Here is an 8,130-nt window from a genome sequence, read left to right on the forward strand (position 1 = left end):
CGAAAGAATTTGCCCGAAGCCGAACGTGTGGTGCAGATGATCGTCGATCATATCCGCAAACATCCGGACAAATCGCTTGGAGTCATCGCGCTCAATTCGACTCATCAGCGTGCGATCGAAGACACCTTGTACGATCTTCGCCGGGACCGTCCTGATATCGACGCACTGTTCCACGGGTCCAGTTCGTTTGGCACGACTGACGAGCATTTGTTCATCAAGAACTTGGAAAACGTTCAGGGTGATGAACGCGATTTCATATTTCTGTCGCTCGGCTACGGCTTCAACAATGTCGGCAAGTTCAACAAGAACTTCGGTCCTATCAACAAGCAACATGGGGAACGGCGTTTGAATGTAGCGATCACCCGAGCACGAGAATCGCTGACGTTTGTCGCATCCGTTCGCTCGGCCGACATGGATCTGTCAGGCACGAAGAGCGAGGGTGCTCATCTTCTAAAAAGCTACTTGTCCTACGCCGAAAAAGGCGTCGACACTTTGGACTTGGCAATGCAAGAGATTGCCGGCGAAGCGGATAGCCCCTTTGAAGAGGAAGTCGCTGCGGCCCTGATTCGATTCGGATTGCAGCCGGTGTCTCAGGTTGGCTGTGGCGGTTTCCGGATTGATCTTGCCCTGAAGCATCCCGACCGACCTGGGCAATTTTGCTTGGCAATCGAATGTGATGGTGCGACCTACCATTCGTCTCACACAGCACGCGACCGCGATCGAATTCGGCAAACGATTCTCGAAAACCTTGGCTGGACCATCATCCGCGTATGGTCGACGGATTGGGTGCGGAATCCAGATCGCCAAATCGAACGCATTTTGGAGTCTTACGAAAAGTCGCTTCTTTCCCCAATCAATGCCGAACTAGATACTCAAGACGATGTCGAGGAGGATTTGGAGCCGACGTTCATCCAGAAAGAAGACGATCAACAACGGCGTGAGAAGCTTTCGTTCGACTCGATCGACGAAGTCCCCGACGACACCATTCATTTGGCGGCGACCTACGTCTTGACTCAGGCCGGAGCGATGACGGTCGACGATTTGGTTCGTCAAACATCACGAGAACTCGGATTCAGAAGAACCGGCCAGAAGATTCGCTCTCGAATCGAGTCTTGCCTGAACGCTGACCTCGAAAACGGCAGTCTCAAACGAACCGGACACAAAATCGCGGTCTCCAACTGATCTGGCAAGACTGCAATCAAGGCGTCCAACGCACAGCGTTTTCCGCCAGGTCGACATCGAATTCCCCATCGCACTCGCAACACACCAACGAGTAGGTGCCCATCGGATCATCGACCTGCATCGTCAGCAGTTCGTCGCAGTGCGGACAAGTGACTTCTGTGCTGCCGGTCACCGCACCGGGAAAGCACAGTTCGTACATTGTGATCGGATCAAGTTCGTCCAAAGTTCGGCTCCTATGGTTTGGGGCGGCTAGCATTGGGATGCAAATCAACAACGGCATGACCGAATCGGTCCGCTCCGATTGTATCCGAATACGAAGAACGCCCGCGGCAGAATGCTCCACCGCGGGCGTTCGATACTTGGCGTCATGGCGTCGCTACAACAGGTTCACAACACGATCGGCGAGTCCCTTCTCGCCGAGCACGATGTTCATGTTGCCCGCCGATGCGATCTTTTCGAGGACTTCCAGTTCTCGCAATCGCATCAGCGTTGGGTTGTCGGCTAGTAGCTTTGCCGTGTTGGCTTGGCTACGCATGGCTGCCGTCTCTTCGCGGCGTGCAATCAAGTTGGCCTCGGCCGCCTTCTTGGCTTCGGTCACCTTGTTCATCAAGTCCTTCATGTCGCCTGGCAGAATGACGTCGCGGATTCCAACCGAGACGACTTCCAGGCCCAGCGACGCCGCTCGGTCGCGGATGCTGGCTTCGAGTTCTTCGACCAAGTCATCCTTGCCGGCCAAGAACGCATCCAAATCCCGAGCACCAATCGCACCTCGTAACGCCAACTGCGTTTCGCGGTACAGCGATTGACGCACATCGGTCGATGCGCTGACGGCGCGACGAGCGTCCTTCACCAAATAGGTGATGATGGCGTTCATTCGCAGCGTCACCTTGTCGGCCGTCATGATTTCCTGACCACTAACATCGACTTGTGACTCTCGGAGATCAAGTTCAACGACGCGAGCGTCGGCAGCGTCCTTCCAGAACGCGTACAGACCTGGTGCCAATTCGTCGGCGAAACGTCCGTCCAAGAACAGAACTCCGACATGATCACGCTGGACCTTACAGACATCCAAGAACCGAACGCTATCGCTGCCGCGAACGATCGACGCAAGCTCCTTGTGTTGCAAACGAGCGTCCTCGATCATCACGACTTCAGCGCGAACTTCGCGAACACCAATCCAGTAAGCGTACAGGCCAGGACCGAGTACCCGACTGAATCGACCGTCGATCCATACGAGTGCCCGTTGATCGTCCTTTAAGTCGACCACCTCCGCCTTGCCGGTCAGCACGCCGGACTTCACGATCACGTCGAGTTGCTCGCTTTCGATCCAAGGGTCACGTTTGCTGACCATGTCAACGCGGACCTTGCCGAATCGCGTGAACATAAAGTGCTTTCCAGGACCGACCAAGCTCACGAATTCGCCATCGCGGAACTTCAGACCGACTTCGTAGCTGCGGATGTGAATCTTCTTAAACATGATGAAGTCAAACTCCTACCTGAGACGGCGAGCATGGTTACCGGCTCGCCAGCGGCGTGTTGTATTGCTTTGATTGCGAGAAGGAGGCTTTTGGGCAAACGATTGTTCGCCGGAATCACACAAAACGTTCGCGGAAGTTCACTCAGGCCATTCGGTCGTGAACAGCGTCCACTGAGTCGGACCGTACGAGACCCCGCTATCCAAAGACAGCGCATAACTCGTGACGATCGTATTCAGTCTGTTCCGTTCACGCCCCGAGAGTCCGTCTGAGAACCTGCAAGGCGACGTTCGATGTTGCCGATGACAGCGCCCGAGCTTTCGCTCAATTGTCGTCACCGGCCGATTCAGCGAGGCAACCGAATGCCCGCCAGCTTCATGGTGGACGCTTTCGCGCCTGGAGCCTCGGTTATTCGCCAAGGCGGCTTCGCGTGACGGGAGTCGAACCCGTGACCGTCAGTTCCCTAAACTGATGCTCTTTCCACTGAGCTACTTCGACAGGTGTTCGTTTTAGAACCCGTTGCACGGAACGCGAGCAAGCAAACACCCGAAAGCGTGAAAGCCGCGCCGCCGGAACCCCACCAGTCGATCGCAAGAATGGAGACCATCCATAGCCACCAAGGGTTCGCGATACGCAGCGATTGATTCTCAAACAAGAAACCGCCCGCGGGAGATTGCTCCACCGCGGGCGTTTTGCGTTTGACGAACTAGGCGACGACTCGCGTGACGACACCCGAACCAACGGTTTTGCCGCCTTCTCGGATGGCGAAGTGGTCGCCGTCGCTGATGGCGATTGGTTGCTTCAATGTGATGCTCAAGCGAACTCCGTCGCCGGGCATCGCCATCTGAACACCGTCCATCACCGACGCACTGCCGGTCACGTTCGTAGTTCGGAAGAAGAACTATGGTGCGTAGCCGTCAAAGAACGGCGTGTGGCGGCCTCCTTCCTCTTTCTTCAACACGTAGACTTCCGCCTCGAAATTGCGATGCGGAGTCACACTTCCGGCTTTCGCCAACACCTGTCCCTTCGTGATTGCCTTGTGAGCGGTCTTACGAAGCAACACGCCAACGTTGTCGCCGGCGTGGCCTGCTTCCGAGACTTCACCGAACGACTCGAGTTGCGTGATCACGTCGCTGCCGGTCTCGCTGGCCAAGCCAACGATCTCGACCGCGTCGCCAGCTCGCACGACACCCTGCTCGATCTTGCCCGTCACGACGGTACCGCGACCGGCGATCGAATAGACGTTCTCGATCGGCATCAGGAACGGCTTGTCGATCAATCGCAACGGGTCGGGAATCGAACCGTCGAGTGCATCAAGCAATTGCTCGATGCAAGCGATCGTTACGGGGTTGGCTGGATCGTCGTGAGCCTGCTTCGCTGACCCGCGAATCACGGGAACCTCGTTACCGGGGTATCCGTATTCGCTGAGCATTTCCCGCAAGTCCATTTCGACCAAGTCCAGCAATTCGGCGTCCTCGACCAAGTCGCACTTGTTCATGAACACGAACAAGTGCGGCACGCCGACCTGACGAGCCAACAGCAAGTGTTCACGAGTCTGCGGCATTGGCCCATCGGCAGCCGACACTACCAACACCGCGCCGTCCATCTGGGCAGCGCCGGTGATCATGTTCTTGATGTAGTCGGCGTGACCGGGACAGTCGATATGGGCATAGCGACGACCGGCCGTTTCGTACTTTACGTGCGAAGCGATCACGGTAACGGTCTTGTTCTTGTCACGAACAATGCCGCCTTTGGCAATCGACTTGTACTTGGCCAGACCCTTTTCGGCTTGAACGCGCAGGATCGCAGACGTCAGCGACGTTTTTCCGTGGTCGATGTGACCGATGGTGCCAACGTTGACCGACGTCTTCTGCGTCATTTCGTTTTGAACCATAGCTCGCAAAATCCGTTTTCAAAGGAAACGTTTCGCACCGATCGCCATCGCCGGAGGTGAGCAGCCTCCACCGCCTTTTCGCTCGCATGAGCGCCAGATGACCGGGAACGAAGAAACAGGAAAATGCCAGCAAACCGGAACCAACCATCCACAAAAAAAGCCTGCCAAGTATTTCACCGGGCGGGCTTTGTGGATCGTTTCGGAAGCAACCTTCACTCACGACACACCATCCCCGCCTCGCCCTCGAAGGACGAGTCGGTCGTTGATGTTGTGAATGAAGTGAAGGTGGTCATCTTGAACTCCAGAATTGACGGACTGGTGCAGAGACACTTTGCCGCTGGCGAGGTTCGCTTGATTCGATCATTCTAGTCCGACGTTGCACCACTATCGGAACTGACCGGATAGATAACGGGATCGGGCAGCTTCTCGGAATAGTGCTCACCGGAGTGGCCCGGCGAGAGATTGTCGGGGGCGGAGTAGCCAAGCGGAACGTAGTACGGATGGTCCGGCAGCAGCCGCGGCCAAACGTGAATCAGGGATAGGCTTCGACAACGGGCGGCTTTTCGCGGACCGGCGACCACGGGAAATCCTCGGGCCACCCGTCGGGACGTGGCCGAGATCGTCACTCGATCCGCCGTCGTCGGTCGGACTGCCTTCGGGAATGTTCGGTAACTCAGGATCGCCACGTCGTATCGGCTTACACCGAGATCACAGTGAGAATGATGGTCGCCCGGCTACAAAAACTGTTTACTAAGACGCAGCTTCAGCACTCTACTGGACCGGGCTTTTCTACGCTCAAACCGCGATAAATGCGGGATCGAGTCCTTCGCCTGTGAGCCACGAAATGGGCTCGAACCAACTCTAAACGATGGGAATAATGGGTTCCCATCAAAGGCATATCGGAAGCCGCTCTCGTAAGTCGTTACCTTGCAACGGTTTGCGGAATTCACTTTGAAAGTTGAATTCAGGTTAGTGGTGTCCTCGACTAACCCAAATTCAATCTTCCGGAGAAACTACGCACAAATGGCGGTTGATTTGCTTGATCGGCATCGAGAAGGATTTAAACATAAATTCTGCCGCGTCGAAGTCGGACGTAGTTCCTATCTCGCTAGGAAGGCTTGCCGTTCTGAATTTTGACTTCGGCGACTCCTGGAACTGTCTTTGTCGCTGCGATCGCTAGCGCACATTCATTCGGATCCTTATTGGTGCAAACTAGCGTGATCTTGCCGCCACCGAGATGCGTCACGAGCATTCCTCTGCATTGCAACCGCTCAAGTCCTCGCGCTATGCGTTTCTCGATTGAGATTGGGAATGGCTCCATGAGAATGGCTTCGCAAGCGACAAGGGCGATGTGGAACTTAGAATGGACTGCGAAGTTCAGTCGTTTCCGATGCTTCACACCGCCCTTGAAGGCTCACGGCTGCGTTTCCTTAAGTGCGCAGAGAATGTAAGAGATGATTTGAAGCTGCGAGCATGGACATGCCCACTATCGTTAATCGATCTCAAAAACTTCGATCAGTACACCCTCGATATCGACAAAGGCAAATCGGATCCCGGGCTTGAATTCCGTCGGTGGCATTACGATTTGCTTTCCGAAAATTGCCTCGCTCAGACTGTCTACTTTGAACGCAACGTGAGTCCGTGTTTTGACCTCATCAGGGAACGGCGCGTCAGCTTCGAATCGAATCTTTTCGACCCGCATGGCATCTGTTCCCACACGGAGAACATGAGCCGAAATGTCCGCTTGATAAACTTCGCCTTCGCTAGGATGGATAGTTGGGATTCCGATGTGGTCGTACGCGACGCCATAGCCAGTTTTCTTCAAGTCCAAAACGATGACTCCTAGAGATGGTGAGGTTGAATCTACTTGTTGATTTTGGCGAGGTACTTTTCGGTGTCAGCGAGGAGTTTGTCTTTGCAGCCATCGCAGCAAATCCAGACGGTTTGACCCTCGACTTCCATCTTCTCAGGCCTCCCCATCACACCGAGCATTTCGCCGCTCACGGGGCAGAAGTGCTGCTTCATCGCCGATGCTTTGTCTTCTTCCGAGAAACTGGCCAGAGTTTCCATCATTTTGTCCATGTCGGACTTTGCCTCGGGGGCAGGGATTTCTTCCGCAGCATCACCTCCAGCGTGGGATGCGTGGTCATGCATCGCGTCATGGTCCATGGAATTGTGGTCCATTCCACCCTCCATCTCGGTTGCCGGTGCGGCATCGTCGGCTGGCTGAACCTGCGACGAATCACAGCCTGCGAATCCGATGGTGAGCATGGCGACTGCGGCAATGGGTAACGTCCACTTCAGAAAAGTCATGACTCTGCGTTCCTCGTCGAAAAAGGCGTTGGAAAGATGCTTATGCCGACTCAGATGCTTTCGGTCGTGCCGTTCTTCACCGATTTTCAAGGGAATTCTGAAAAAGATGGGGCCGGCATCGACGTTTCGTGCGAAATCGCTGAAAATCGTGAAGGAACCGCGGTTTAGAGGTATCCAACAATTGACGAGTTCTCGATGCGACGCGGCAGACCGCGCGGAACTCGTTTTCACCGACAGACCACGAAAGGTCGCAGGTATAACTCATGAACTGTAACGAAACTCAAGATTTGCTCTCGGGGTTTTACGACGACGAGTTGTCGGTTGATGTGCGCGCTGCTGTTGCGGAGCATTTGCAGAGCTGTCAGTCATGTGCGAGGGCTTTGACCGAGTACGAGCAGCTTAGTGGTGCTTTCTCAGGTGCCGCCGCCCCACCGGTTCCGCCGGGCGTTTGGGGGCAAATTGTTCGCGGACTTGACGCGGACAACGCGACAGAGAGCGTAGGCAGGGTAAAGCCCTTGCCAGCGGTTGCCCCTGCTGTTGAGCTGGCCTCCAGCGCAAATGCGGATCGCTCGCCAAATCGACGTTGGAGTCGGGCGACGTATCAACGTCTCGCGATTGCCGCTTCGATCCTCCTGGTGTTTGGCTTAAGCGTTTGGATATCTCGTCACGATACGATGTCCGACACGGATCACGGACATAGCAAAGAGTTCGTCGCGACGATGGATCACTACCTGCGGGCACTCCCGGAGAATCCTGACGAAGCGGAACAATTCTTGCTGGATAAATACGATGGCAAAGTGGTCGCTCCGGATGAGGCCGTCCGCCTTGTTGGATATCGACCGGCCGTAGCTGACGGCTTGCCGCAGGGCTATTCGCTCGCGTCGACAAGTGTTTTGAAGATGCCCTGCTGCACATGTGTGAAGGCCGTGTGCAAACGTCAGGATGGTTCGACATTGGTTCTATTTGAACATGACGACGAAGAGGTCGACTGGTTTGGGGACCGAGCCTCCAGCATGGCGATGTGCGGCGATAAAGAGTGTTGTCTAGTCGATCTCGATTCAAGCATCGCAGCGACATGGCGAGAGGGCCCACCAGGGCGATTGCGCCACACTGGGTAATCTGCGACAGTGAGTAAAGATCCGTGTTTGGGCTGTTGATCCTCCGCAGCCGGCCGGGTGCACTCACTTTGGTATGTCTCGATGGAACGCTCCACTTCACTCATTGATCAGCTTGGCAACGTAACAGACCCTCGTCCAGGAGAACCCG

General features: G+C 55.3%; 7 protein-coding genes, 1 tRNA gene and 1 pseudogene. 2 read left to right on the forward strand and 7 right to left on the reverse strand.

The genetic code is table 11. The features are described from left to right. Window positions 1–1,182, forward strand: a 1,182-nt coding sequence (locus tag B2R17_RS21455) for an AAA domain-containing protein (RefSeq protein ID WP_286765589.1), incomplete at its 5' end; no start/stop codon positions are given. Between the two features lie 16 nt (window positions 1,183–1,198). Here B2R17_RS21455 and B2R17_RS21460 read toward each other — a convergent pair. The 7 genes and pseudogenes from B2R17_RS21460 to B2R17_RS21490 all read right to left on the reverse strand — a co-directional run bounded on the left by B2R17_RS21460 (window position 1,199) and on the right by B2R17_RS21490 (window position 6,864). Then, window positions 1,199–1,381: a hypothetical protein gene (locus B2R17_RS21460; protein ID WP_286765590.1), complete on the reverse strand. Its 183-nt coding sequence runs from the start codon at window positions 1,379–1,381 to the stop codon at window positions 1,199–1,201. Window positions 1,382–1,558: 177 nt separating this feature from the next. Next, window positions 1,559–2,659, reverse strand: a complete 1,101-nt coding sequence (locus B2R17_RS21465; protein ID WP_286765591.1) for a slipin family protein — start codon at window positions 2,657–2,659, stop codon at window positions 1,559–1,561. A 423-nt stretch (window positions 2,660–3,082) separates the two neighbouring features. Further along, a tRNA-Pro gene (locus B2R17_RS21470) sits at window positions 3,083–3,154 on the reverse strand. Between the two features lie 209 nt (window positions 3,155–3,363). Further along, window positions 3,364–4,551: pseudogene (tuf, locus tag B2R17_RS21475) on the reverse strand (elongation factor Tu). Window positions 4,552–4,916: 365 nt separating this feature from the next. Next, window positions 4,917–5,132: a hypothetical protein gene (locus tag B2R17_RS21480; protein WP_286765592.1), complete on the reverse strand. Its 216-nt coding sequence runs from the start codon at window positions 5,130–5,132 to the stop codon at window positions 4,917–4,919. A gap of 911 nt (window positions 5,133–6,043) precedes the next feature. Beyond that, entirely contained in the window at window positions 6,044–6,382 is a 339-nt protein-coding gene (locus tag B2R17_RS21485; protein WP_286765593.1) for a VOC family protein, read from the reverse strand. 32 nt (window positions 6,383–6,414) lie between these two features. Next, window positions 6,415–6,864, reverse strand: a complete 450-nt coding sequence (locus tag B2R17_RS21490) for a hypothetical protein (RefSeq protein WP_286765594.1) — start codon at window positions 6,862–6,864, stop codon at window positions 6,415–6,417. A 263-nt stretch (window positions 6,865–7,127) separates the two neighbouring features. On the opposite strand from B2R17_RS21490, the gene B2R17_RS21495 reads away from it, so the two are divergent. Then, on the forward strand, window positions 7,128–7,982 hold the full coding sequence (locus B2R17_RS21495; protein ID WP_286765595.1) for an anti-sigma factor: 855 nt from the start codon (window positions 7,128–7,130) through the stop codon (window positions 7,980–7,982). Window positions 7,983–8,130: the final 148 nt, after the last annotated feature.

Origin of the sequence: Rhodopirellula sp. UBA1907 (assembly GCF_002337565.1) — a bacterium.
In the GTDB taxonomy this organism is placed as follows: Bacteria; Planctomycetota; Planctomycetia; order Pirellulales; family Pirellulaceae; genus Rhodopirellula; species Rhodopirellula europaea.

Bases quoted from the DNA above. Each gene is read 5' to 3' on its own strand.
- B2R17_RS21460 (WP_286765590.1), bottom strand. From the start codon at position 1,381: ATGTACGAACTGTGCTTTCCCGGTGCGGTGACCGGCAGCACAGAAGTC.
- B2R17_RS21495 (WP_286765595.1), top strand. From the start codon at position 7,128: ATGAACTGTAACGAAACTCAAGATTTGCTCTCGGGGTTTTACGACGAC.
- B2R17_RS21465 (WP_286765591.1), bottom strand. From the start codon at position 2,659: ATGTTTAAGAAGATTCACATCCGCAGCTACGAAGTCGGTCTGAAGTTC.
- B2R17_RS21490 (WP_286765594.1), bottom strand. From the start codon at position 6,864: ATGACTTTTCTGAAGTGGACGTTACCCATTGCCGCAGTCGCCATGCTC.